Annotated in this window: 22 protein-coding genes and 1 pseudogene; 17 read left to right on the forward strand and 6 right to left on the reverse strand. The window is 33.6% G+C overall.

Annotated features, from left to right (window positions below; all coding sequences use genetic code 11):
• The first annotated feature begins 157 nt into the window (after positions 1-157).
• The 10 genes from cydA to AC22L0_RS05790 all read left to right on the forward strand — a co-directional run bounded on the left by cydA (position 158) and on the right by AC22L0_RS05790 (position 12,609).
• The gene (gene cydA / locus AC22L0_RS05745; protein ID WP_000448869.1) at positions 158-1,561 is read left to right on the forward strand and encodes a cytochrome ubiquinol oxidase subunit I; all 1,404 of its coding nucleotides are present in this window, start codon (positions 158-160) and stop codon (positions 1,559-1,561) included.
• Positions 1,548-2,564, forward strand: a complete 1,017-nt coding sequence (gene cydB, locus AC22L0_RS05750) for a cytochrome d ubiquinol oxidase subunit II (RefSeq protein ID WP_000950083.1) — start codon at positions 1,548-1,550, stop codon at positions 2,562-2,564. Before cydA ends, cydB begins: the two co-directional genes overlap by 14 nt.
• The gene (gene cydD, locus AC22L0_RS05755; RefSeq protein ID WP_000824027.1) at positions 2,564-4,285 is read left to right on the forward strand and encodes a thiol reductant ABC exporter subunit CydD; all 1,722 of its coding nucleotides are present in this window, start codon (positions 2,564-2,566) and stop codon (positions 4,283-4,285) included. Before cydB ends, cydD begins: the two co-directional genes overlap by 1 nt.
• A complete protein-coding gene (gene cydC, locus AC22L0_RS05760) occupies positions 4,282-6,006 on the forward strand; it encodes a thiol reductant ABC exporter subunit CydC (RefSeq protein ID WP_087968027.1) in 1,725 nt (574 codons plus the stop codon). Before cydD ends, cydC begins: the two co-directional genes overlap by 4 nt.
• 133 nt (positions 6,007-6,139) lie before the next feature.
• Positions 6,140-7,288, forward strand: coding sequence for a hypothetical protein (locus AC22L0_RS05765; protein ID WP_000664247.1), 1,149 nt, complete (start codon positions 6,140-6,142; stop codon positions 7,286-7,288).
• Positions 7,289-7,395: 107 nt separating this feature from the next.
• Entirely contained in the window at positions 7,396-9,957 is a 2,562-nt protein-coding gene (locus AC22L0_RS05770) for a glycosyltransferase (protein ID WP_087968025.1), read from the forward strand.
• 19 nt (positions 9,958-9,976) lie between these two features.
• Positions 9,977-11,107 (forward strand): DegT/DnrJ/EryC1/StrS aminotransferase family protein, encoded by a 1,131-nt coding sequence (locus AC22L0_RS05775; RefSeq protein WP_000427968.1) that lies wholly within the window; start codon positions 9,977-9,979, stop codon positions 11,105-11,107.
• Positions 11,100-11,666 (forward strand): acyltransferase, encoded by a 567-nt coding sequence (locus AC22L0_RS05780; RefSeq protein ID WP_087968023.1) that lies wholly within the window; start codon positions 11,100-11,102, stop codon positions 11,664-11,666. Before AC22L0_RS05775 ends, AC22L0_RS05780 begins: the two co-directional genes overlap by 8 nt.
• 184 nt (positions 11,667-11,850) lie before the next feature.
• Positions 11,851-12,072 carry a hypothetical protein gene (locus AC22L0_RS05785; protein ID WP_000459099.1) on the forward strand — a complete coding sequence of 74 codons (222 nt, stop codon included), beginning with the start codon at positions 11,851-11,853 and terminating at the stop codon, positions 12,070-12,072.
• Positions 12,073-12,162: 90 nt separating this feature from the next.
• Complete coding sequence (locus tag AC22L0_RS05790; protein ID WP_000695229.1) at positions 12,163-12,609, forward strand: DUF6376 family protein; 447 nt, start codon at positions 12,163-12,165, stop codon at positions 12,607-12,609.
• Between the two features lie 44 nt (positions 12,610-12,653).
• Here AC22L0_RS05790 and AC22L0_RS05795 read toward each other — a convergent pair whose 3' ends face one another.
• The 3 genes from AC22L0_RS05795 to AC22L0_RS05805 form a co-directional block, all read right to left on the reverse strand.
• Positions 12,654-12,992, reverse strand: a complete 339-nt coding sequence (locus AC22L0_RS05795) for an EamA family transporter (protein WP_001089876.1) — start codon at positions 12,990-12,992, stop codon at positions 12,654-12,656.
• A complete protein-coding gene (locus AC22L0_RS05800) occupies positions 12,985-13,326 on the reverse strand; it encodes an EamA family transporter (RefSeq protein WP_000805132.1) in 342 nt (113 codons plus the stop codon). Before AC22L0_RS05800 ends, AC22L0_RS05795 begins: the two co-directional genes overlap by 8 nt.
• A 144-nt stretch (positions 13,327-13,470) precedes the next feature.
• Entirely contained in the window at positions 13,471-14,472 is a 1,002-nt protein-coding gene (locus AC22L0_RS05805; RefSeq protein ID WP_087968021.1) for a S66 family peptidase, read from the reverse strand.
• Positions 14,473-14,732: 260 nt separating this feature from the next.
• On the opposite strand from AC22L0_RS05805, the gene AC22L0_RS05810 reads away from it, so the two are divergent.
• Together AC22L0_RS05810 and AC22L0_RS05815 are read left to right on the forward strand one after the other, a co-directional pair.
• On the forward strand, positions 14,733-15,686 hold the full coding sequence (locus AC22L0_RS05810) for a D-alanyl-D-alanine carboxypeptidase family protein (protein WP_001080871.1): 954 nt from the start codon (positions 14,733-14,735) through the stop codon (positions 15,684-15,686).
• A gap of 246 nt (positions 15,687-15,932) precedes the next feature.
• A complete protein-coding gene (locus tag AC22L0_RS05815) occupies positions 15,933-16,535 on the forward strand; it encodes a nitroreductase family protein (RefSeq protein ID WP_001987122.1) in 603 nt (200 codons plus the stop codon).
• Positions 16,536-16,575: 40 nt separating this feature from the next.
• Here the strand turns inward: AC22L0_RS05815 and AC22L0_RS05820 are convergent, their stop codons facing one another.
• Positions 16,576-16,746, reverse strand: coding sequence for a DNA mismatch repair protein MutT (locus AC22L0_RS05820; protein WP_487272167.1), 171 nt, complete (start codon positions 16,744-16,746; stop codon positions 16,576-16,578).
• A 742-nt stretch (positions 16,747-17,488) separates the two neighbouring features.
• Here AC22L0_RS05820 and entFM point away from each other — a divergent pair.
• Positions 17,489-18,769, forward strand: a complete 1,281-nt coding sequence (gene entFM / locus AC22L0_RS05825; protein ID WP_000755525.1) for an enterotoxin EntFM — start codon at positions 17,489-17,491, stop codon at positions 18,767-18,769.
• A 99-nt stretch (positions 18,770-18,868) separates the two neighbouring features.
• Here the strand turns inward: entFM and AC22L0_RS05830 are convergent, their stop codons facing one another.
• Positions 18,869-19,633, reverse strand: coding sequence for an alpha/beta fold hydrolase (locus AC22L0_RS05830; protein ID WP_087968019.1), 765 nt, complete (start codon positions 19,631-19,633; stop codon positions 18,869-18,871).
• A 240-nt stretch (positions 19,634-19,873) separates the two neighbouring features.
• Here AC22L0_RS05830 and AC22L0_RS05835 point away from each other — a divergent pair, with 240 nt between their 5' ends.
• The 3 genes from AC22L0_RS05835 to hitS all read left to right on the forward strand — a co-directional run bounded on the left by AC22L0_RS05835 (position 19,874) and on the right by hitS (position 23,468).
• Positions 19,874-21,634: an ABC transporter ATP-binding protein gene (locus AC22L0_RS05835; protein WP_000453861.1), complete on the forward strand. Its 1,761-nt coding sequence runs from the start codon at positions 19,874-19,876 to the stop codon at positions 21,632-21,634.
• A gap of 86 nt (positions 21,635-21,720) precedes the next feature.
• Positions 21,721-22,398 carry an envelope stress response regulator transcription factor HitR gene (gene hitR, locus AC22L0_RS05840; protein WP_000612414.1) on the forward strand — a complete coding sequence of 226 codons (678 nt, stop codon included), beginning with the start codon at positions 21,721-21,723 and terminating at the stop codon, positions 22,396-22,398.
• Positions 22,395-23,468, forward strand: a complete 1,074-nt coding sequence (gene hitS, locus AC22L0_RS05845) for an envelope stress sensor histidine kinase HitS (RefSeq protein ID WP_001231621.1) — start codon at positions 22,395-22,397, stop codon at positions 23,466-23,468. Before hitR ends, hitS begins: the two co-directional genes overlap by 4 nt.
• A 24-nt stretch (positions 23,469-23,492) precedes the next feature.
• Here hitS and AC22L0_RS05850 read toward each other — a convergent pair.
• Positions 23,493-23,561 (reverse strand): annotated as a pseudogene (locus AC22L0_RS05850) (DUF3139 domain-containing protein); the annotation flags it as partial.
• 196 nt (positions 23,562-23,757) lie between these two features.
• Between AC22L0_RS05850 and AC22L0_RS05855 the strand changes: the two are divergent.
• A complete protein-coding gene (locus AC22L0_RS05855; protein WP_000818979.1) occupies positions 23,758-24,477 on the forward strand; it encodes a 3-ketoacyl-ACP reductase in 720 nt (239 codons plus the stop codon).
• Positions 24,478-24,521 lie beyond the last annotated feature (44 nt).

Here is a 24,521-nt window from a genome sequence, read left to right on the forward strand (position 1 = left end):
AAAAAATAGCATTACAATAGTTTGAAAAACTGAAACTTCATATTTTTCGACAATACATACAAAATGTTTTTGTCTTTTCGTATTTCTTAATAATTGAGTTTGATAAGATTGCTCAATTAACTTTTATTATAAAAACTATGAAGGAAGTGATTTTAGTATGGAAACGCTCGAATTGGCACGAATACAGTTCGCATCAACAACGATTTTCCATTACTTTTTTGTTCCGCTGTCAATTGGTTTAGCTTTTATTATTGCGATCATGCAAACGTTGTATGTGGTAAAAGGGCAAGAAGTATATAAGAAGATGGCAAAGTTTTGGACGCAATTATTCCTTATTAACTTTGCAGTAGGTGTAGTAACAGGTATTTTACAAGAATTCCAGTTTGGTATGAACTGGTCAACGTATTCACGTTTTGTAGGTGATGTATTTGGTCCATCACTTGCGATTGAAGGATTACTGGCATTTTTCATTGAGTCTACATTCCTGGGTTTATGGGTATTCGGTGAGGATAAATTACCGAAGCGAATTCACTTAATGTGTATTTGGCTCCTTTCAATTGGAACGATGTTATCAGCATTCTGGATTTTAACTGCAAGTGCATTTATGCAGTCACCTGTCGGGTATGAAATGGCAGCTGATGGTCGTGCGCAAATGAATGATTTCTTAGCCATTATTCAAAACCCACAACTATGGGTACAATTCCCGCATACAATTACAGCGGCAATTGCAACAGGTGCATTCTTTATTGCTGGTGTAAGTGCATGGAAAATTACAAAAGGACAAGAAACTGTAGTATTTAAAAAATCTTTCCGAATTTCTATCATTGTTGGAACAATTACAACGGCGCTTGTATTATTCTTCGGTCATGCACAAGCGCAACAATTAATTAAGACACATCCAATGAAGATGGCGGCAGCTGAAGCGCTATGGAATACAAGTGAGGATCCAGCACCATTTACAGTATTTTCGAAAATTGATACAGAGAAGAAAGAAAATTCGTTTGAAATTCAAATCCCTTATATGCTAAGTCTATTATCGTATGATAAGTTTAGCGGTCAAGTTGAAGGGATGAATCAAATTCAAAAACAATATGAGGAAAAATATGGACCTGGAGATTATATTCCTCCAGTGCATACAATGTTTTGGAGTTTTAGAGCGATGGTAATGAGTGGAACATTCATGCTTCTTCTAGGAGCTTACGGATGGTTCTTATCAAGAAAAGATCGTTTAGCGGAAAAAACGTGGTATTTAAAATTAATGGTGTATGCAATTTCTCTTCCATTCATTGGTAATACAGTAGGGTGGATTATGACTGAAATGGGTCGTCAACCTTGGGTTGTATTTGGTGTAATGAAAACAGAAGATGCTGTATCACCAAATGTAACATTCGGTGAAGTATTATTCTCACTTATTTCATTCACATCAATGTATTTAATTATGGGTGGAATTTGTGTGTACTTATTTGTTCGTACCATTAAGGGCCACAAGAATAAGAAAACGAAAAAGGATTATCAAAGCCATGATCCATTTGATAAGGAGGAAGAGTATGTTATCTCTTAATGAGTTATGGTTTTTAGTTATTGCAATCTTATTTGTTGGATTCTTCGTACTGGAAGGTTTCGACTTTGGGGTAGGAATGGTTTCGAGGTTTTTAGGAAAGAATGATTTTGAAAAACGAGTTTACTTAAATACAATAGGACCGTTCTGGCACGCGAATGAAGTATGGCTTGTTTGTGCTGGTGGAGCGATGTTTGCGGCATTTCCGCACTGGTATGCAACTTTATTTAGTGGTTTTTATATTCCGTTTGTATTTATGCTTCTTGCTTTAATTTTAAGAGGTGTTTCCTTTAAATTTCGTGCGAAAATAGATAATCATAAATGGAAGAGTGCATGGGATTGGGGAATGTTTATTGGAAGTATGTTACCTCCTATCCTTTGGGGAGTTGCGATTGCAAACTTTATGGTAGGTGTACCTATTGATGAGAGTAAAAATGTTGTAGGTGGATTCTTGCAATTACTTCATCCATTTGCGTTACTTGGAGGAGTAATGTTTCTCCTACTATGTATTGTTCACGGATTACAATTTCTTACGATACGTACAACTGGTAAATTGAGAGAACGTGCACGAATTGCTGCAATAAAAATTGCACCATTTTCATTAATTACACTTCTTGTTTTTGCTGGTGTGGGGTTATGGAAAACCGACATTTTCACTGCTCATGGAACAGAATGGATTATGGTGCCAATCGGAGCTTTTGTAGCACTATTAGTGTCCACTTTATTAAATAAAAGAAGAAGAGATGGTTGGGCTTTCTTTATGACGAGTTTAACAATCATTTTACTAAGTGCGAGTGTATTTATCGGTATGTTCCCACGTGTTATGATTAGCTCTTTAGGAGCAATGAATGATTTGACAATTTACAACGCAGCATCAGGAGCTTATGCATTAAAACTTATGACTTACTTTGCGATTGCTATTTTGCCTTTCGTTATCGGAAGTCAAATATGGAGTTATTATGTATTTAGACAACCTGTTAAGTCAGACAACGATTTGGAGTACTAATGAAAAGAAAAAGAGGACTTCCGTCTTATCCCGGTAGCCGTATTTTATATGTAGCGTTAACGATTATTAGTATTTTAGAAGCTTTTAGTATTATTGCGCAAACAATCTTTTTAGCACGAGCTATTACGTTTTTATTTCATGGAGAGACAGTACAAACAATATTAAGTGAAATTGTTTATTTTGGTATCGCGTTTGCAGCGCGTCATATAGTAGTTCGAACATCACAAATATTAGTGGAACGTTTTGCTGAAAAAACAGGGTCGTTACTAAGAAAACAACTAGTAGAGGCATATTTCACATTAGGTCCAAGGTATGTTCAAACTGTTGGGACTGGTCATCTGGTTACCTTATCAATTGAAGGGATTGAGAAATTTAAAACATATATTGAATTAACGATTCCTAAAATGATTAGAAGTAGCATCGTTCCAGGTCTAATTGTACTATATGTTTTTACGCTAGATATTGAGTCTGGAATCATTTTAGTTGTAACGATTCCTATCGTGATCATATTTATGATTCTTCTCGGATTAGCAGCGCAAAAAATGGCAGATAGTCAGTACGAGATATATCGTGTACTTTCGAACCATTTTGTAGATACGTTAAAAGGTTTAGAAACATTAAAGTATTTAGGGAAAAGTGAACAGCACGAAGGAAAGATTGAAAAAGTAAGTAAAAGGTATAGAAAAGCAACGATGCGTACTTTGCGAGTTGCTTTTCTTTCTTCTTTTGCATTAGATTTCTTTACGAGTTTATCAATTGCGTTTGTGGCAGTTGGATTAGGGATACGTTTAATAGATGGAACGATTATACTATTACCAGCCCTTACAATTTTGATTTTAGCTCCGGAATATTTTCTGCCGATTAAACAAGTGGGAGCAAATTATCATGCGACATTAGATGGACAAATTGCGATGGAGCAAATAGAAGAGATTTTGCAACAACAAAAAGGAATACAAAAGAAAGATTTAAATGAAGATATAGTATGGAATGCCTCTAGTAGCTTGAAATTACAAGACATCAAAGTTAATAATACTGAATCTGAAAAGGCTATATTAGAAGGAATTAATTTTACTTGGGAAGGTAACGGTGCTATTGGTGTTATTGGTGAAAGTGGTGCAGGCAAATCGACGTTAATCGACGTATTAGCAGGTTTTTTATCTCCTTCGAGTGGAAAGATGTTAGTAAATGGTGTAGAAGTTGATGGATCTACTCGTGAAGATTGGCAAAAAAATATCGCTTATATTCCGCAGCAACCTTATATTTTTCCGCTTTCATTAAAGGATAACATTCGTTTTTATGAAACAAATGCAACAGATGAAGAAGTTGAAAGAGTTATTAATGAAGTCGGCCTTCGTTCACTCGTTACATCACTTCCAAATGGGATGCACGAAAGAATTGGAGAAGGTGGACGTATGCTAAGTGGCGGACAAGAACAGCGTGTTGCTATGGCGCGTGCGCTTTTAAGTAAAAAACCAATCATTTTATTAGATGAGCCTACGGCACATCTTGATATTGAAACCGAATTTGAAATAAAGCAAGCGATGTTACGTCTATTTAATGGAAAGTTAGTATTTTTAGCAACCCACCGTCTACATTGGATGAAACAAATGGACCATATTCTTATTTTAAATAAAGGGGAAATGAAAGAAAGTGGGACGTATGAAGAACTTTTAGAGAATGAGACATTACATTTTCATAGGGAAGAGAGGGGAGAGAAATGAGTAACTGGGTTAAACCTTATATAAAACAAAATAAAGGTAGAATGACTTTAACTATTTTCCTTGGTCTTCTTGGAGTTAGTTCAGGAGCGATGTTACTTTTTATTTCAGGTTATTTGATCTCAAAATCTGCCCTTAGACCAGAAAATGTAATGGCTGTATATGTTCCTATTGTTGCAACAAGAGCGTTTAGTATAGGGCAAGCTGTATTTCATTATATAGAGCGCTTAGTCGGACATGATGTCGTACTACGTATATTAGAAAAAATGAGAACGAGGCTATATAGAATAGTAGAACCACAGGCGTTATTTTTCCGTTCTCGATTTCAAACGGGTGATATGTTAGGAGTGTTATCCGAAGATATAGAGCATTTGCAAAACCTATATTTACGTACAATATTTCCTAGCATATTAGCGCTAGTTGTTTATAGTATCTTCGTACTTGTTATCGGTGCATTTGATTTTGTTTTTGCACTTATTGTAGGTTGTATGTTAGCTATTATCGTTTTTCTTCTTCCGTTTGTATCATTACTTTTGATGAAGAAACATCATGTTATTTTAAAGCAAGGACGAAACCGTTTGTATCAACAACTGACAGATGCTGTTTTTGGATTATCTGATTGGCAAGCAAGTGGTCGTAAAGATGAATTTATTAATGAGTATGTAAAACAAAATGATCAGTTGTTAAAAATCGAAAAGAGAGTGAAACGCTGGTATCATATTCGGGACAGTATCATTCAATTAGTAGTAGGTATTGTAGTTATTTCGATGATCATATGGACTGGGAATGAAGCGGCAAGTGAACAAATTGCTCCTACAGTTATCGCAGCTTTCGTATTAATGACTTTATCTGTAACGAACGCGCTTATTCCTATTGCAGATGCCATCGATCGAATACCGTCGTATGTAGAATCTACCCATCGTCTTAATGGCGTAGAAAGTGATAGTGTTTTACATGATGAAACGGATTTGCATGGAGAGAAAGATTATATTGAACCAAAACATGTAGATATTGAACTGAATCACGTATCGTATAGTTATCCAGATAGTAATGAGATTGTATTAAAAGATGTATCATTACAAATAAAAACAGGGAAGAAAATTGCTATTTTAGGGAGAAGTGGGACAGGGAAATCTACTTTACTAAAATTGTTAACAGGGGCGTTAAGCCCAGTAAATGGCCAAGTTGTACTAAATGGTGAACGAGCTCATACGAATCTTTTATCTAAATATATTTCTGTATTAAATCAAAAGCCGCATTTGTTTGATACGACAATTGGAAATAATGTACGAATTGGCAAACCAGAGGCGACGGATGAAGAGATATGGAAAGCTTTAGAGAAAGCACAATTAGCTTCACATGTTACTTCTCTTCCAGACGGATTACAAACAAAAATGCATGAAATGGGAAAGCGGTTTTCTGGTGGGGAAAGACAAAGGGTTGCTTTTGCTAGAACTCTTATGCAAGAAACACCAATTATTGTACTTGATGAACCGACTATCGGTTTAGATCCAAAAACAGAATTGTCTTTAATTGAAACAATGTTTTCTGCAACGGAAGAAAAGACGGTTATTTGGATTACGCACCATCTTGTAGGAATAGAACATGTAGACGAAGTTATATTCCTTGATCGTGGCCAAATTGTCATGCAAGGTAGTCATAAACAACTTCTGAAAGAAAATGAAAAGTATCGTAAACTTTATGAGTTAGATAAAGGAATATAATTTGAATAAGCAATAATTGTAAAAATAGCTACGCCTAATGGTGGAGCTATTTTTTTTGTTAGATTGCAGGTGTATATGATTGTTACGAATTAAAAATGAATTTCATATTATACATATAATGGAGGGGATGTACATGAAGGAGCAATATAAAATCATTGTTTTAAGTGATGAATTATCAGGGGATAGGATTCGAAATACGTTAGACAAAAATAAATGTAAAACAATAGTTCATGTTGTGGACGTTTCAGATGTTGTTCGTATAGAAAGTTCTTTTCAATATATAGTCATTTGGAGAGGGGACGCAGAAAAACTTACAAATGACTTGATAAATCGGGGCGTGCAAAGTTCAAAAATTATTAATTTAACAAAATACATGTATGAATGGAAGGATAAATTAATTTCTATCTATCAAATAAATCCGGATCTTATGTCTTTATACATTTCTATGAAAAAAGCAAAGAGTGATCCGACGTATGAATTGTTTGCTACCGGTTTGTCTTATCCGCATTGTGGCATAAGTACGGAGCTTCTCTCAAAAAAGTCAATAAAATTAACACTTCCATCGCAAGATCTATACTATGATTATTTAATAGCGTCACAACTTTTATCAAACAATCATTCATTTCAATATTGTTTAATAGGAATAGCCTATTTCTCGTTTTACTTTGATATGTCGTTATCCTCCGAATCATATAGAATTCACAAAGTATATTATCCATTGTTTCAAGATGGTCATCATACTGTAGTTCACTCTCCTCTACCCACTGATGGATTCTCACATCTAAATACTCCGAAACCACTTCTTTCTATTTTTAATTTGCATTTTGAATATATTTTATTAGATGAACTAAAAGATGAATCATTGATACTGCCTTGGATAAATGCTGAGTGGAATACCACTCCTCTTCACATTCCTTTTGAAGAACACGGGAAAATAAGAGCAGCTTCACATGCTAAATTGGCGTATCCTCAAACTTTAGTTGAAAATAAAATAATTTTTAAAAAATATTTAGAATTACTGTTAAAAAATGATATAAAACCATTAATTGTTGTATTCCCAGTTACTTCACATTATTTCAATTGTAGTAGTAAGAAATTAAAAGAAGATTTTTATAAAGTTATAAATGATTTTCAAACTCAATATTCTTTTCAAATTATAGATCTATTTGATTCACCATTATTTTGTGATGATGATTTTTATGATAGTGATCATATGAATAAAAAAGGTGCAAATAAAATGTCCGCATTATTAAATATGTTTATTCAGGAACGAAAAGTATGATAATTTGTTTCATGTTTGCATAAAAGTATATAGGCTCCATACAGTTAAAGTAATGTGATTTTTGTGTCGCGTATATAAATAATATGCGAAGAGGTGAGAGAGTTAAAATGAGAACTCGTATTGAAAGAACTGAAGAGGTGGTAGAGCAACTTCCGTTGGTAAGTGTATTAATTCCTACGTATAATCGTCCTCGTTACTTTGAAAAGGCGTTATGTAGTGTGTTAGAACAAACGTACCCTAATATAGAAATTATAGTCGGAGATGACAGCACGAATGATGAAACAGAAATAGTGTTACAAAAATACTTATGTGATCATTCAAATATTATTTATATAAAAAATAAATCAACTCTCGGACAGTTTGAAAATGCGTTAATGTTATTTAATGAAGCGAACGGTGAGTATATAAATTTTTTAATGGATGATGATGTATTTCATGTAAATAAAATTGAAAAAATGATGAAGTATTTTTTCAATGATTTAGATAATGAAATTAAGCTTGTAACATCTCATCGTCAAGTCATTGATGATAAAGGGAAAGAACTACGACATATTTATTCGACTGTCCGTTTATTTGAAGAGGATACCATTATAGAGGGAACAGAATTAGGAAATAAGGTAATTGTGGATCAAAAAAATTATATTGGAGAACCGACAACAGTTTTATTTCGTAAAAATGATTTACAAGAACCATATGGGATTTTTGATAAGAGGCGGTATTTATGTAACGTAGATATAGCTTCATGGTTATCTTTATTAAGTAAAGGAAAAGCAGTATATATAGCAGAGACACTTAGTTACTTTCGATTACATCCAGATCAACAGTTAAATGAATCTAATAAAATGATGGATGGGTTAGAAGATTTTTCGCACAGTATTATAGTAGGTGAAAAATATGGTTTCTTATCCACTGAAAGAGAGTTAGACAAAGCGATAACTAATTTTCTAGATTATGCAAGAAGGATAGTTCCATCATCGATATTATATACATTAGACTATTACCAAAAAATTAGAGCGAAGAAAATAAACATAGAAAAGAAAAAACAACATATAAATAATAATTCTTCTTTACCGAAAGTAAGTATACTTATTCCTGCGTACAATAGACCTTATTACTTGGAATTAGCACTCAACAGCGCTCTCAATCAAACATATGAAAATATTGAAATTATTATTTCTGACGACAGTACAAATAATGAAGTCAATGCTATGATTCAACCGTACTTACGTGAATATGAGTGTATTACATATGTTAAAAATGAAACGCCGTTAGTTGCCGAAAACTTTAATAAGTGTGTAGAACTTGCGAATGGGGACTATATAAACTTTTTATTAGATGATGATTTATTTCATCATGAAAAGATCGAGAGAATGATGAAATACTTTTTGACGTTAGAAAATATTTCATTTGTGACGTCATATCGTGAACTGATTGATGAGAATGGAGAGATATTACCACCTTCAACATTAAATATGAAAATCGCGAAAGAAACTACACTTTTTGAAGGAAAAGAATTAGGAAATTATATGTTAAAAAACTTGAAAAATGTAGTTGGTGAGCCGACAACAGTTTTGTTTAATCGGGATTTGTTTGACGGGAAGTTTGGATATTTTAAAGGAAAGGCTTATTCTGCTATTAATGACATTGTAACTTGGCTAGATATGATGAGGAAAGGAAAAGTAGTTTATATACATGAACCTCTTAGTTATTTTAGACAGCATAGTGGACAAAATCAAAAACAAATGCATTTTATTTTAATGACAATTGAAGAGTGGATTGAATTAATTATAGATGCATATAATAGTGGGTTTTTAAGCTCCGAAAGTGAGTATAAAGAGAGTTTATCTTATTGTTTAGAAAATGCGGGATTTATAGTTAAGGATGCAGTAAGAAATGGCGAACTAGATCAAATTTATAATGAAAAGATAAAAAAAGGCTTAAACAAGTTAGTTGCTCATATGTTCGAGAAAGAATGTTGTTATTGTCAATATTGCAATCAACAATTTGAAAAATTTTCACCTTGGCCAGCACATTATGATTTTCCGAAATATAAATTTGAAATGTGGAATAAAGATACAGGGATATGTCCAGTTTGTAATTCGATGGATCGTGAAAGATTGTACCGTGCGTACATTGAAACGGAAACGGACTTGTTAAATAGAAACTATACAATGCTTCATATTGCACCTGAAGCAAAGTTAAGAGATTGGTTTAACGAGTATAAAAATATTACGTATGTATGTGGTGACTTAGAACCAAAGGATCCATTAATGAAGGAAATTGATGTTACAAGAATTACATATGATAGTAATACTTTTGATGTAATATTATGTAGCCATGTGTTAGAACACGTTCCTGATGATGACAAAGCAATGCGAGAGTTATATAGAGTGTTAAAGCCAAATGGATGGGGAGTTATTCAAGTACCAATCGTAATGAATGTAGATTTTATTATAGAGAATGAATTAATTGTAACACCACAATTGAGGAAATTAGCTTTTGGTCAAGAAGATCATGTGAGAATTTACAATCAATCGGGATTTATTCAACGATTAATGAATGCAGGATTTAAGGTAGAATTATATAACATAGCGGAAAAACAAGGAATGAAAAGTGCTAGGAAATTTGGATTATCTGAAACAGATATGCTCTATATTGTCCGAAAATGATAGGAAGGAATAGATAGATATGGAGAATATTCCTTTTTTACGTGCTTCAACTGTACCTGTAAGTGAGTATTTGGACGAATTGAAGGAAATTGATACATCTCACATATATACGAATTATGGACCTATAAATCAACGTTTTGAGGAAACAATTATGTCGTCATTTTTTCAAAACAGGGGAGCTGTTACAACAGTAGCAAACGCAACGTTAGGGTTAATGGCGGCTATTCAACTAAAGAAAAGAAGAAAGGGAAAGTATGCTCTCATGCCTAGCTTTACATTCCCTGCGACTGCCTTAGCCGCTATTTGGTGTGGATTGGAACCTTACTTTATTGATATTTCAATAGATGATTGGTATATGGATAAAACCGTACTTTTGGATAAGATAGAAGAATTAAAAGAAGAGGTTGCGATTGTTGTCCCGTACGCCACTTTTGGATCATGGATGAACTTAGAAGAATATGAAGAATTAGAGAAGAAGGGGATTCCGGTTGTCGTAGATGCGGCGCCGGGATTTGGATTAATGAATGGAGGGATGCATTACGGTCAAGATTTTAGTGGAATGATCGTATATAGCTTTCATGCAACAAAGCCGTTCGGAATTGGTGAAGGAGGGCTCATATATAGTAAAAACGAAGAAGATATACAACGTATTAAAAGAATGGGGAATTTCGGATTTGATAAAAATCGTGAATGTACGATGATGGGGTTTAATTGTAAAATGTCTGAATACGCAGCAGCTATTGGGATTGCGACTATAAAAAAGTGGGATCAAAAATTAAAAGAACGTACCCGTATTTCTGAATGGTATAAACAGTTGTTACAAAATACTGGGTTAATGAAAAAAGGGTGGAAAGTCCAAAAGACAGAAGCAGTTATTCACCAATTTATGCCTATCATTTGTCCAGAAGAAGTTCGCAACATACAAGTAATTGAAGAACTGAAAAAACAGAAAATAGAAGCTAGATTATACTTTTCACCATCTTGCCACCAACAAGTTCTTTTTAAAAACTATAAGTCGACAGATTTAACAAAAACGAATAAAATAGCAAAACGAATCGTAAGTTTACCTTTATGGGAAGGAATGACGAAAGAACTAGTAGAGCAAATTGTAATCTGTTTAGAGCAGAAGGTGGTGTCGGTAGATGAATAGTTTTTATAGTCAAGAAGAACTAAAGAAAATTGGATTTTTATCTGTTGGGAAAAATGTATTGGTTAGTAAAAAAGCAAGTATATATAATTCGAGTGCTATATCAGTTGGCAATCATGTAAGAATTGATGATTTTTGCATTTTAAGTGGTAAAATCACAATTGGAAGTTATTCGCACATATCAGCGTATACAGCGTTATATGGAGGGGAAGTTGGAATTGAAATGCATGATTTTGCAAACATCTCAGCTAAAACAATCGTATATGCAGTACTTGATGATTTCAGTGGAAATACATTAATGGGGCCAACCGTCCCGAATCAATATAGGAATGTGAAAGCAGAAAAAGTTATTTTTAAAAAACATGTGATTATTGGTGCTAATTCTATTATTTTTCCAAATGTAACGGTAGGAGAAGGTACGGCAGTCGGTGCGATGAGTATGGTAAAAGAGAGTTTAGATGATTGGTATATTTACGCTGGAGTTCCCGTAAGGAAAGTAAAACCTCGTCAAAAAAAGATGCTAGAGTTAGAAATTGATTTTTTAAAAAGCATTCATTCTTAACAAAAAAGAATGAATGCTTTTTATTTTTATCCCGCTATTTGCCGATAAAGAGTCGACTTGTGAGGGCTAATTAAAGTTTCACTTTATGATAGAGCAGAGTGTATCTTAACTTATTATGTTTTAAATTTTGCTGACCAAGGCAATACTGAGCCATAGTGAATGTAAAGTTGGAGGGCGAGCGTATATGTTTGATGAGGATGGGATTGTTTTAATTATGGAACCAGCTGATGAAAGAAACTTAAGGAGATTTATTTTTTCAGTGCCAAAGTCAGTGTATGAAAAGAAGGGGCTTACATTACACTATGGAACAGCTATAGGACAAGGGTATATGGATATAATTGAAGATATTATAAGTGTACATATAGAAATAGATGTTGTAACGATAATAGGGCATGTAAGAGGGTAAATAGCTATTTGAAAAAGGTTATAAACAATTTAGCTAGAAGTTATGTATAGAGAAAATTACAGACAATTATAAGGACGAAGGGGGTCTAAAATGAAAATAAAATCAATTGTATTAGTATTCATAGTTTCAATTGGTTTAATGGGATGTTCAATAGTGGAAGAAGGAAAGAACTCCATAGATTATGCTCAAAAGGCGACAGACTATGTAAATGAAATAAGTGCATTTGCAAATGATGCACCAGCATTAGCAGAAAAGGCCGTTAATGATAGCGAGGCTCGAAAAGAATTAGAAACGAAGCTTAGTGAAATTAAACAAGATATACCCGCATTCAATGAATTAACGCCACCTGATGTAGCAAAGGATCTTCATCAACAAATCGTCGGATATAACGAAAAGTTAAATACGTTAATTGATACGGCGAAGACAAAGATAGAAGAAGGCAAAGTGGATGTAGAGCAATTTAAAAACTCTGAGCTTATGCAGACGGTAGATCAAGTTCGAGATTTGAAAGATAAAGTGCAAAATTTAGGTCAATAGTAAAAAGCTCCGTTTGTGATAAACGGAGCTTTTTGTATAAGTGATTACTTAATAAAATACACCACAACACCCATTAAAATGATAGTATTCCCAATTACTTTTCTTTTCGTTACTTTTTCACCTAAAAAATACCAACCGAAAATTAATATGATGATATAACTTAATGATTCTAATGCAGAGACTTGATTTATTGTCAGTCCCTTTAAGGCGATAATATTGAATCCTGCGTTAAGTACAAATAAAGAGTAACCGATGATTACATATGGATTTACATATTCTTTTAATTTAGAATCATATTGCTGTAAAGTAGCCTTTTTTAATAAAATTTGTGAGTAATTGGCCAATACGATTCCAAAGATCAATAACAACATATAACTATTCATCTTTTGTCACCACCACAATTCCGACGATAATAATAGCCGCACCAAGTAAATGATTCCACTGTATCGTATCTCCAAATAGAACTACTGACCAAAGCATTGACCACAGTATAATAATTCCGCGATGTGAATATGCTTTCGATATTTCGAAATGCTTAATTACTTGTTGCCATAAAATTGCATATCCGAATAAAAGTACAACTAGTCCGAAATAAGCAATAAAAAATGAGATGGAAGCAATGGGAAACTTAGCTGCCCATTTCATGTAAACCACAATGATAGAATATATCAAAAAAGCTACATGTAAAAATACGTAATTTTTAATAGTTGGTTTCATTTATTCACTCTCTTTTACATATAAATATATATTTATATCTATCTTTTCCTAATAATAGATATTGGAACGTATTTTGTTTAATCTTTCACATTCCAAATTATATAGTATCATGGCTTTTATTGTAAAACAATAGAAGCTATGCATTCATTTTTTCCAAGGTTCTACAACATGTATCGTTTTATTTGTTGCATCCAACTTTACTTGAATACCGATAGGCATAGTAATCATGGGATGTGTATGACAACAATCGAAGTCAGCTAGAAAAGGAATTCTTTGATTTTGAAGTACTTCTAATAGTATTTCAAAAGGTTTTCGATTTGTACCACAATCATCAAATTGCTCATGTTTTCCAAGAATGATACCTGAAATTTTATCGAATACACCGTTAATTTTAAGTAATGAAAAGCTTCTTTCAATAGTAGCTGCATCTTTTGAACTGTCCTCAATGAAGAGAATGTCGCCTTCTTGAATATGTGGCATATAGGGGCTACCCAAAATTCCTTGTATCGTGTTTAAATTCCCGCCAATAATACGCCCAGTAGCTTTTCCATCAATTACTGAAATCCAATCGTTTGGTCGAAGTTCTTTCTCCTTCGTCTTTTCTTCCCAATTAATAAATTCATCTGACCAAAATAATGGTTGTTTTATATGATAAGGAAGAGAATGATCATGTAGTAAAGTTTCAGCAAAATATTTGTATGTGCAATCAACAAAAGGTTCAAATTCGCCAAAGGAAGGGACGAGAGCTGGTCCATAAAATGTAGGGATTCCTGTTTTGGCGTAAATTGCTAGTAATAAAGCAGTTGCATCTGAATACCCAATCATTATTTTAGGGTTCTTTAGAAAAGCATCATAATCAATATAAGGTAATATTGAATTTGAATTCATCCCACCAATTGTTGACATAATACAAGAAATATTAGGATTTCTTATTAAGACATTTAGCTCCTCAGCACGCTCTTGTATACTACCAGAACGATAAAAATCATATCGACCTGTTAATGAACCTTCTAATATATGAAACCCTTTCTGTTGTAAGTAAGATTTTGCTCGTTCAAATCTTTTTGGAGAAGTGTAGGTTACTGGTGAAGAAGGGGAGTAGATCCCAATTGTGTCTCCGTATTTTAATGATTTTGGAAGTAGCATTTGTATGAATCCCTTCTATTAAATAGTTTATCTCGCTATTTGACGGGTAGCCCGATTGGGGGGCTGATTAAAGTTTCGCTTTATTTACGAGATTTTATTATTGAATATTCTTACGTTTCAATATTGTAAGTTTAACATAAATAAATTAAAATAATCATTGCTGTACTATGAATAAATATACCTTTTACCTTGACTGTATAAAGGAATTGTTGTTAAGGTTAAATGTGAGCGTATAAAAGGTTTGCTAAAGGAGTTTTGAAATGAATCGGTTAAAATGGGGAAGGATGACAGTCCTATTAGTCATTATTTTAGGGATATGTTGGTTCTTATTCCAAGGAAATCAAAAGAGCATAGCGAATGTAGAGGGACAACCTTTGCAAGTGGCAGAACTACCTAAAGCAGGATTTACTGAAAAAGTAGTCCCGCCAAAGTACATCCCACCAGAAATTAACGCAAAAGCAGCTATGATTATCGATGCGAGTGATGGAGATATTATTTATCAATATAATGAAAATGAAGCTTTTGCACCGGCTAGTATGTCTAAGATGATGACAGCGTATCTCTTACTAGAGAGTATACATAACGGGAAAGTTCGCTGGGAAGATCCAGTGAAAATGAGTGCGAAGGCGGCACAAACAGAGGGAGCGAGAATCCCAGTACAAGTTAATGATACATTAACTGTTAAAGATTTATATCATGCATTAATGATTGAGTCAGCTAATAATTCAGCTGTGGCTTTAGCAGAACATATGGCAAAATCGGAGAAAGATTTCGTTCAGCTTATGGATGCAAAAGCGAAACAGTTAAAAATGTCGGAACATGCTAAATTTGCAAATGCTTCTGGATTACAAGAGCCAGATGGAAGTGAAACAAAAATGACGGCTGGTGATGTAGCACAATTAGCGTATCATCTTATAAAAGATTATCCGGAAATATTAGAAGTGACTCACTTACGCCAAAGTCAGCTAGCATTTAATAATATTAATGTTATAAGCACAAACGACATGTTAAACAAAAATAATAAAAGTTTATATATAGAAGGAATGGACGGACTAAAGACTGGATTTACAGATAGTGCAGGATACTGTTTTACTGGGACTGCAAAGCAAGGTGATAATCGAATTATTACAGTGGTCATGGGGACATCAAGTAAAACAAAACGTTTTACAGAGACAAATAAGTTAATGTCGTATGCATTTGGATTAGTTAATTAAGTAAGTAAAATACGAATCTAGATCGCTACATAAGTAAGACTGTTTGTTGTTACTAATTTTAGATAACAACAAACAGTCTTTTTATTTTTATTTTAAAAAGGAAAAAGCTTCTAAATATAAGTGTTATTATTTGAGTTTGTTTGTTGCTGTGATATTATAAAGTTATAAGCTTATTAATAATAAGTTTGAGGGGCGTAATATGATATATACATATGAAATAGCCTCAATTGAAAATTGGAGGGAATTATGATGGCAAAAGATTTTTACTCAGCAATTGAAGACAGAAGATCTATTTATGCAATTAGTAAAGAGCAAGTAGTTTCTGATGAGAAAATTCAAGAAGTGATTTATCATGCTGTAAAACATACACCTTCAGCTTTTAATTCTCAAAGTGCTCGCGTTGTTGTTTTATTAGGAGAACAACATGATAAATTATGGGATATTACGAAAGAAACGTTACGAAAAATTGTACCTGAAAATAACTTTGCACCTACTGAAGAAAAAATGAATGCATTTAAAAGTGGTTATGGAACGGTTTTATATTTTGAAGACAGTGAAGTAGTGGAAAGCCTTCAAGCTAACTTTGCATTATATAAAGATAATTTCCCAACTTGGTCTCAGCAATCATCAGGAATGTTACAATTTGCAATTTGGACAGCTTTAGAAATTGAAGGGTTTGGTGCTACGTTACAGCATTACAATCCGCTAATTGATGAAGAAGTGAGAAAAGAGTGGGATGTTCCAGAGAATTGGAAACTTATTGCGCAAATGCCATTTGGTAAACCGGTAGTACATGCTGGTGAAAAAGAATTCCAACCGCTAGAGGACCGTGTGAAAATTTATAAATAATTTAAAAAGGTGAACAGGAATATAACCTGTTCACCTTTTTTTATACGTAATAAGGGTTTTTTTGTCCGGCATTTTTCATCTGATTTTTTAATTCGTTTTTACGTGTTTCAATAGCTGATACTTTTTGTAATGTTATTATTGAAACGAATTGAATAAAAGCATAGTATAGCTCTATGTTTTTTTGTATTGGATCATCTATTATATTTCTCACAAATATGCCTCCTCTTTTTATTCCAATAAAACTCCGCATTAATGGGCAGCCCGAGTGGTGAGGGTTAATAATTAGCGGAGGATGTATAAAACCCTTCCTGATTAAAGTTTCATTTTATAAGGGAATGAAACTTTAATTAATTCGCTAAAATTCTTGTTTATTAAGATATGTATATAACACTATAAATATCCTATAAATTCCATTATAAGAAAAAGAGAACAGTTGATATAGTGTGTGTTTTCTTTAAAGGAGAAATGGCTTTTGTGAAATAAATCTTACAATTCGTCAAATTATTTCAAAATTGTAGATAGTATAGAAATTTAGTTTTCTAAAAATATTATACTATTGATAAATAGAGTGATTTTTGTCATGATGAAAGTATACTTCATGTAAGGAGCTTTATAAGGAAATACATACTTGAGTTTGTATTAGGTTAATAGAATTTTTTATAATAGATAGAAAAGGGATATTTTATATTAAAATATTAAATAGAATGTCGAATTTTCATGCGATATATAAGAAATTTGAAAAAACCATTGCAAAAACACTGTGTTTAATGATAAAGTTCACATGAAGTTCACACGGATTTCACTTTGTTCATTTAAAATGAACTCTGTGTGAAAAATAAAACTCTTGCTAAAAAATGGAACTGGATGAATATTTTACTTTGATAATATTGTAAAGTATTAAAGTTTTAGTTTTTTTTTAAGAGGATAGTAGGGAAAGGAAGTAAAGACAACTTATGAAAAAAGTAATTGCAGGTTTAGCAGCAGCTTCTGTAGCTGGCGTTGCAGTTCCAGGAATGGATTCTGCTCATGCACAAGTTTCAAATGAAGCGCTAAAAGAAATTAATGGACAAACTCAAACTCAAACGACTGTAACTGAAACAAAAACTGTAGAAACAACTTCTGAATTAAAATACACAGTAACTGCTGATGTATTAAATGTTCGTTCAGGTGCTGGTACAGGACATAACGTTATTTCTAAAGTAAAATCAGGCCAAGTGCTACAAGTAGTTGGACAAGAAAATGGTTGGTTCAAAGTAAACGTAAATGGTCAAACAGGTTATGTAAGTGGTGACTTCGTAACGACTGGTGGCAAAACAGGAACGACTGTTCAACAAGGAACAGGTACTTACACAGTAAACGTTTCTTCACTTAACGTACGTACAGGCCCAAGTACATCTCATACAGTATTAGGTTCTGTAAACAAAGGTAAAACAGTACAAGTTGTAGGTGAAGTGCAAGATTGGTTTAAAATCAACTTCAATGGTGGAACTGGATACGTAAGCAAAGACTTCGTAACAAAAGGTGGTTCTGCTGTATCTAACGAAACACAACAACCAACTACAAACAACAATACTACAACAGTTCAAACTGGTGGTTCTTATGTTGTTAACACTGGTGCCTTAAAAGTACGTACAGGCCCAGCTACATACAACGCTGTAATCGGTGGAGTAACAAATGGTAAAGTATTAAACGTTACTGGTGCTGAAAATGGTTGGTACAAAATTAACCATAACGGCCGCACAGGTTACGTAAGTGCAGACTTCGTTAAGTTTGTAAAAGGCGGAGTAAACAACGTTACAAATAACAATAATGTTACAAATAACGTTCAACAACCAGGTAAAGACGTACAAAAACCAACAACAGGTGGAGATACATCTTCAATCGCTGGATTCGCTAGATCTTTAAATGGTTCACCATACAGAACTGCTGGTACAACACCTGCTGGTTTTGACTGCAGTGGATTCATTCACTACGTATTAAATCAAACTGGTCATAAAGGCGCTCGTCAAACAGTTGCTGGATACTGGAGCTCTAAAACAAAAACTAGCAATCCACAACCAGGTGATTTAGTATACTTCCAAAATACTTATAAATCAGGTCCTTCTCACATGGGTGTTTACTTAGGAAACGGTCAGTTCATTAGTGCAGAAACAGATGCAACTGGTGTACGTATTAGTTCTGTAAGTAACTCTTACTGGAGCAAGCACCTATTAGGTTACACAAAAGCATACTAAGAAAAAGTAGTTTTATATACTTTTCGTATAGAGAAAAGGCTTTCCAAGGAAACTTGGAAAGCCTTTTTATAGTTGAATAAATTGGAAGTTTAATAGTTTTTATTTTAACTTTCCATTTAAAAATCGATCATATAAGTCATGGAAATAGTTAGGACGAAATAAGTTCGCTGCATGTCCCGCTAACGGTATTTCCTTATATAGAACGTTAGGCAAAATAGATTTCAAATCAAATAGACAAGATTTATAGAGATGATCATGCTCTCCCATTACCCATAGTATAGGGTGAGGAAGTGATTTTAATTTAGATTTTAAATCGAATTCTAACCGATGTCGTAATGACTGGGCAATTATGGATGAATGTAATTGTAATCCGAAACGGTAGTAAATATTTCTTGAAATGACTGCGAACGGATTTGCTTTTAATATACCGCTTGGAAAAATAGTATTTGCGTATTGAGAGAGCCATTTAGAGTATTCATCTCCTCGCTTCTCCCAAAAATTTTGAAATACATTATATAAACGAGAAGGGTTATTGTAATGTCCTCCAATATGACAAATACTTAATACTTTTTCTGGATGCATTTGTGCAAAAATTGTAGAGATGTAACAGCCGTAACTTAGCGCACAAATATGTGCTTTTTTAATACCTTCTTGTTCATATAAGTTTAATAATTGATCTACGAGGCGCTGTAATGAAAAGTCGATTGCTTCTCCTTTATCATCACCGTGACCTAATAAGTCATAAGTTATAATGCTGTAGGAGGCAGAAAATCGTTTTTGCTCTTTTTTGAAGGCGCGACGATTGCCAACTAATCCATGAATAAAAATAATTGTTTCCTTTTCAGAATGTATATTTGTTTGCAAAAAGGATACTCCTTTCACTAACTGGAGATTTATATCGTGTTTTAAATTATTTATCTATAATTTACATAGAATAATATTAAGTACCAGGTAATAATATCAGATGTTTATATCTGTTGTAAAGATGAGTTTTTATGTATATTTTGTAAAAATAGAAAAAGTGTGTTTACATTCAGTTTACATTTGTATCGTATTCTAATTTTAGAAAGAACAGTTTTGTTTAACATGAGGAGATGAACAGGAATGGAAGTTAGAAATGAAATAAAGAAAAAAGGGAGTTGGAGGCAGTTTTTACGCCTTATTCAAGATACAAATCCTCCGAAAGGAATTTTAGTTTTTGCGTTGTTAATGAGTTTGCTTTCTACGGGAGCGAGTTTATTTATTCCTATGCTGACAAAAGGATTAGTAGATAATTTTTCGCTTTCTTCAATTAGTGCAGGACAAATTGTTGGGTTAATTGCTTTCTTTGTAATGCAAACTATTGCGGCAGGGTTGTCTATATATTTACTAAATTATATTGGGCAGAAGATTGTAGCGGGACTAAGAGAACGTTTGTGGAAAAAGGTACTTATCTTGCCGGTATCTTATTACGATCAAAATAGAACAGGTGATACGATTAGCCGTATGACGAATGATACAGGTGTTGTGAAAACGTTAATTTCTGAGCATTTGTCAAACTTATTAACAGGTGGTATTTCAATTGTTGGATCGTTAATTGTATTATTTGTTTTAGATTGGAAAATGACTGCGTTACTTTTAACGGTTATTCCGTTGTCTGTGTTAATTTTAGTTCCACTTGGACGAAAAATGTATAAGATTTCAAAAGCGCTTCAAGATGAAACTGCATCTTTTACAAGTGTGTTAACGCAAGTGTTATCAGAAATTCGTTTAGTGAAATCTTCAAATACAGAAAAGAGAGAATATGAAACGGGTAATACAGGTATACAAAAGTTATTACAATTTGGTTTGAAAGAAGGAAAAGTGCAAGCATTAATTTCGCCAGTTATGTCGTTTGTTTTAATGGCACTACTTGTTATTATCGTAGGGTATGGCGGGATGCGAGTTTCTAGCGGTGCATTAACAACCGGTGAACTTGTAGCGTTTATTTTGTATTTAGTTCAAATTGTAATGCCAATGAGTCAATTATCTATGTTCTTTACACAATTCCAAAAGGCAATTGGTGCAACGGAAAGAATTAGTACGATTTTAGAATATGAAGTAGAAGATCATGAAACTGGTGTGAAAGTGACAAATGCTAAGCAACCGATCGTTCTTGAAAATGTACATTTTGAGTATAACGAAGAAGAGCAAGTTTTGAAAAATATTGATTTCACAATTGAATCTGGAAAAGTGACAGCGATTGTAGGACCAAGTGGTAGTGGGAAAACAACGTTATTCTCATTACTGGAACGTTTTTATGAGCCAACTAGTGGCGCCATTAAATTAGGGGAAGAATCAATTACGAGTTATTCATTACAGTCATGGCGACGTCAAATCGGTTACGTATCACAAGATAGTCCGTTAATTGATGGAACAATTCGTGATAATATTTGTTATGGCGTCGAGGGCGAAGTAACGGATGAAGAAATTGAAAAAGTAGCAGCAATGGCATATGTTGATGCATTTATTCATGACTTACCAAACGGTTATGCAACAGAAGTTGGAGAACGTGGTGTGAAGCTTTCTGGGGGACAAAGACAGCGAATTGCCATTGCCCGAGCGTTACTTCGAAATCCGCAAATTCTTATGCTAGATGAGGCGACTTCAAGCTTAGATAGTAAATCTGAGTCTGTCGTTCAAAAAGCGTTAAATAACTTAATGAAAGGCAGAACAACGTTAGTGATTGCGCATAGACTTTCTACTGTTGTAGATGCAGATAAAATTGTCTTTATTGAAAAAGGGAATCTTACAGGTAGTGGTACGCATGATGAATTATTACAGACGCATGATATGTATCGTGAGTTTGCAACGCAACAATTGAAAATTAAAGAGGGTGCATTATAAAATGAATCATCAGCGGGAAGTTTACTCCACTGATGATTCTTTTTTAAAAAATATATTAGATGCTAAGTAGAAAGGAAATGGTTCCTTTGATACCTAAAATTTTAATAGTAGATGACGATCCACACATTAGAGAACTCGTTTCGGTATTTTTAGAACGAGAAGGTTTTCAAACATATGAGGCAATTGATGGAGTAGATGCACTTCAGAAAATGGATGACGTAAAAGTCGATATGGTTATTCTTGATATCATGATGCCAAATATGGATGGATTTGATGTATGTTTTGAATTAAGAAAATACTATGATATCCCGGTTCTGATGCTAACTGCCAAAGGGGAAACATCACAAAAAGTAAAAGGATTTCACCTTGGGACAGATGATTATCTTGTAAAACCATTTGACCCTATAGAATTAGTAGTGAGAGTAAAGGCATTATTGAAACGTTACCAAATTACAGTTTCCCAATCGATTCAAGTTGGAAATGTATTATTAAATCGTAAAACATTCGAAGTTACATCTGGAGAACAAACGGTTACATTACCGTTAAAAGAATTTGAGCTGCTCTTTACTTTAGGGTCTAAATCGGGAAGAACTTGTTCGAGAGAGCAATTAATTGAAGAAATATGGGGATATGATTTTGAAGGGAATGAACGTACACTAGACGTTCATATTAATCGGTTACGTGAGAAGTTTCAAGAAGAGCAGTCGAAATTTAGTATTAAAACAATAAGAGGATTAGGGTATCGCTTAGAGGTAAGTAAATGAGAAAAAGAAAACGAATGAGTAAGTTGAAGATGCTGAAAGTATTTGGAGCGGTATTAGCGCTCTTTTCTTTTCTTACCATAATTTGGTCTATCGCATTTTATGTAGCAACTAGTATATTGAATGCTTTTGACGTAAACGTATCGCCGTTTGTTGCTTTTCTAATTAGTGATATGGTCGGTTTTGTCTTTATTATTCTTATTTGGACATTGATTGGAATATTAATGAGACCAAAACGAGAGGCGATGATTTGGACTATTATTGAACCGATACAAAAAATTGCAAAAGGAGACTTCTCCGTAAAAATAAGAAATGAAGAAAAGTATGATGGTGAAATTGGCGTGCTCGTAAAAAGTATAAATGATATGACAGATGAACTGAATACGATGGAGAAAATGAGACAAGAGTTTGTATCGAATGTTTCTCATGAAATACAGTCACCGTTAACTTCTATAAAAGGATTTGCTAGAGCACTACAAGACGATAATCTTTCGGAGGAAAAAAGAAAGCATTATCTTACCATTATTGAAACTGAAACAACGAGATTATCTAAACTAAGTCAAAATTTACTAAAGCTAACTCTTTTAGAATCAGAAGAGTATACACCAGAAAGAGTGAGCTATCGATTAGATCAACAATTAAAGCAAATTGTGTTAAATAGTGAACCACTCTGGGCTGAAAAAGAAATTGAGTTAGAACTAGATTTAGAAAAAGTATATGTTATTGCTGACCAAGAAAGTATGAGTCAAGTGTGGATTAATTTAATTCATAATAGTATTAAATTTACTCCAAGCGGTGGTACGATTACTATTCAGTTAAAGGAACATGAGACAGTAGTGGAAGTGCGTATCCGTGATTCAGGAATTGGTATATCAGAAGAACAGAAACAACATATTTTTGAGCGTTTTTATAAAGCGGATTCTTCACGAAATCGTGCCTATGGAGGAAGTGGCTTAGGTTTAGCTATTGTAAAGAAAGTACTCGACCTTCATCAAGGAGAGATAAAAGTGGAGAGTGAGGAAGGAAAAGGTACTGAATTTATTGTGCGTATGCCGAATCATGAAGAGAAATAGTGTTAGAAGGAGAACCTTCTAACACTATTTCTCTTTAAAAATGCATTTACTGTTACTGCAATTATATTGATAAGCTTTTCCTTCGCTTTTCATACTCATACACTCCCCTATGCTGGATTTGTTTTTATTTTACATGAATAATGGTAAAAAAATGAAACTTATAAATAAAAACTTTCTATAGTTACCTACAAGTAACCTACGCACATGAAAGTGCATCATTGCCTTTTTACATAAACATAGATACAATTTTAATATAATACATAACTGAGATGATTAAGGAGTGTTATACTTGGCAGAATTATTACAAGGTAAAAATGCTTTAATTACAGGAGCAGGTAGAGGGATTGGTCGCGCTGTAGCAATCGCATTAGCGAAAGAAGGCGTAAATGTAGGCTTATTAGCTCGTTCAGAAGAAAACTTAAAAGCTGTAGCAAAAGAAGTAGAAGCAGAAGGTGTAAAAGCTGTTATTGCAACTGCTGATGTTTCTTCATGCGAAGAAGTAACAACTGCGATTGAAACGTTAAAAAATGGTTTAGGATCTATCGATATTTTAATTAATAACGCTGGTATTTCTAAATTCGGTAAGTTTTTAGAACTAGACGTTGCTGATTGGGAAAAAATCATTCAAGTAAACTTAATGGGTGTATACTATGCAACTCGTGCAGCTTTACCGAGCATGATTGAACAACAATCTGGTGATATCATTAACATTTCATCTACAGCAGGACAAAAAGGTGCACCTGTAACAAGTGCATATAGTGCTTCTAAATTTGGTGTCCTTGGCTTAACAGAATCGTTAGCGATGGAAGTTCGCAAACATAACATTCGTGTAACAGCTTTAACTCCAAGTACAGTAGCAACTGATATGGCTGTAGATTTAGGATTAACTGATGGAAACCCTGATAAAGTAATGCAAGCAGAAGATATTGCAGAATTTATCGTAGCGCAGCTGAAATTAAATAAACGTACATTTATTAAATCTGCTGGGCTTTGGTCTACTAATCCATAGGAATTAAATTTAACTTTAAAAGAAGGGATATCTATTCTGTAAGG

It is taken from the genome of Bacillus sp. LQ01 (assembly GCF_057624735.1).

Coding starts and splice junctions, on each gene's coding strand:
- AC22L0_RS05780 (WP_087968023.1), top strand. CDS start 11,100: ATGAATAGTTTTTATAGTCAAGAAGAACTAAAGAAAATTGGATTTTTA.
- AC22L0_RS05775 (WP_000427968.1), top strand. CDS start 9,977: ATGGAGAATATTCCTTTTTTACGTGCTTCAACTGTACCTGTAAGTGAG.
- AC22L0_RS05805 (WP_087968021.1), bottom strand. CDS start 14,472: ATGCTACTTCCAAAATCATTAAAATACGGAGACACAATTGGGATCTAC.
- cydC (WP_087968027.1), top strand. CDS start 4,282: ATGAGTAACTGGGTTAAACCTTATATAAAACAAAATAAAGGTAGAATG.
- cydD (WP_000824027.1), top strand. CDS start 2,564: ATGAAAAGAAAAAGAGGACTTCCGTCTTATCCCGGTAGCCGTATTTTA.
- AC22L0_RS05800 (WP_000805132.1), bottom strand. CDS start 13,326: ATGAAACCAACTATTAAAAATTACGTATTTTTACATGTAGCTTTTTTG.
- AC22L0_RS05765 (WP_000664247.1), top strand. CDS start 6,140: ATGAAGGAGCAATATAAAATCATTGTTTTAAGTGATGAATTATCAGGG.
- AC22L0_RS05835 (WP_000453861.1), top strand. CDS start 19,874: ATGGAAGTTAGAAATGAAATAAAGAAAAAAGGGAGTTGGAGGCAGTTT.
- entFM (WP_000755525.1), top strand. CDS start 17,489: ATGAAAAAAGTAATTGCAGGTTTAGCAGCAGCTTCTGTAGCTGGCGTT.
- cydB (WP_000950083.1), top strand. CDS start 1,548: ATGTTATCTCTTAATGAGTTATGGTTTTTAGTTATTGCAATCTTATTT.
- hitS (WP_001231621.1), top strand. CDS start 22,395: ATGAGAAAAAGAAAACGAATGAGTAAGTTGAAGATGCTGAAAGTATTT.
- cydA (WP_000448869.1), top strand. CDS start 158: ATGGAAACGCTCGAATTGGCACGAATACAGTTCGCATCAACAACGATT.
- AC22L0_RS05770 (WP_087968025.1), top strand. CDS start 7,396: ATGAGAACTCGTATTGAAAGAACTGAAGAGGTGGTAGAGCAACTTCCG.
- AC22L0_RS05795 (WP_001089876.1), bottom strand. CDS start 12,992: ATGAATAGTTATATGTTGTTATTGATCTTTGGAATCGTATTGGCCAAT.
- AC22L0_RS05785 (WP_000459099.1), top strand. CDS start 11,851: ATGTTTGATGAGGATGGGATTGTTTTAATTATGGAACCAGCTGATGAA.
- AC22L0_RS05790 (WP_000695229.1), top strand. CDS start 12,163: ATGAAAATAAAATCAATTGTATTAGTATTCATAGTTTCAATTGGTTTA.
- AC22L0_RS05815 (WP_001987122.1), top strand. CDS start 15,933: ATGATGGCAAAAGATTTTTACTCAGCAATTGAAGACAGAAGATCTATT.
- AC22L0_RS05810 (WP_001080871.1), top strand. CDS start 14,733: ATGAATCGGTTAAAATGGGGAAGGATGACAGTCCTATTAGTCATTATT.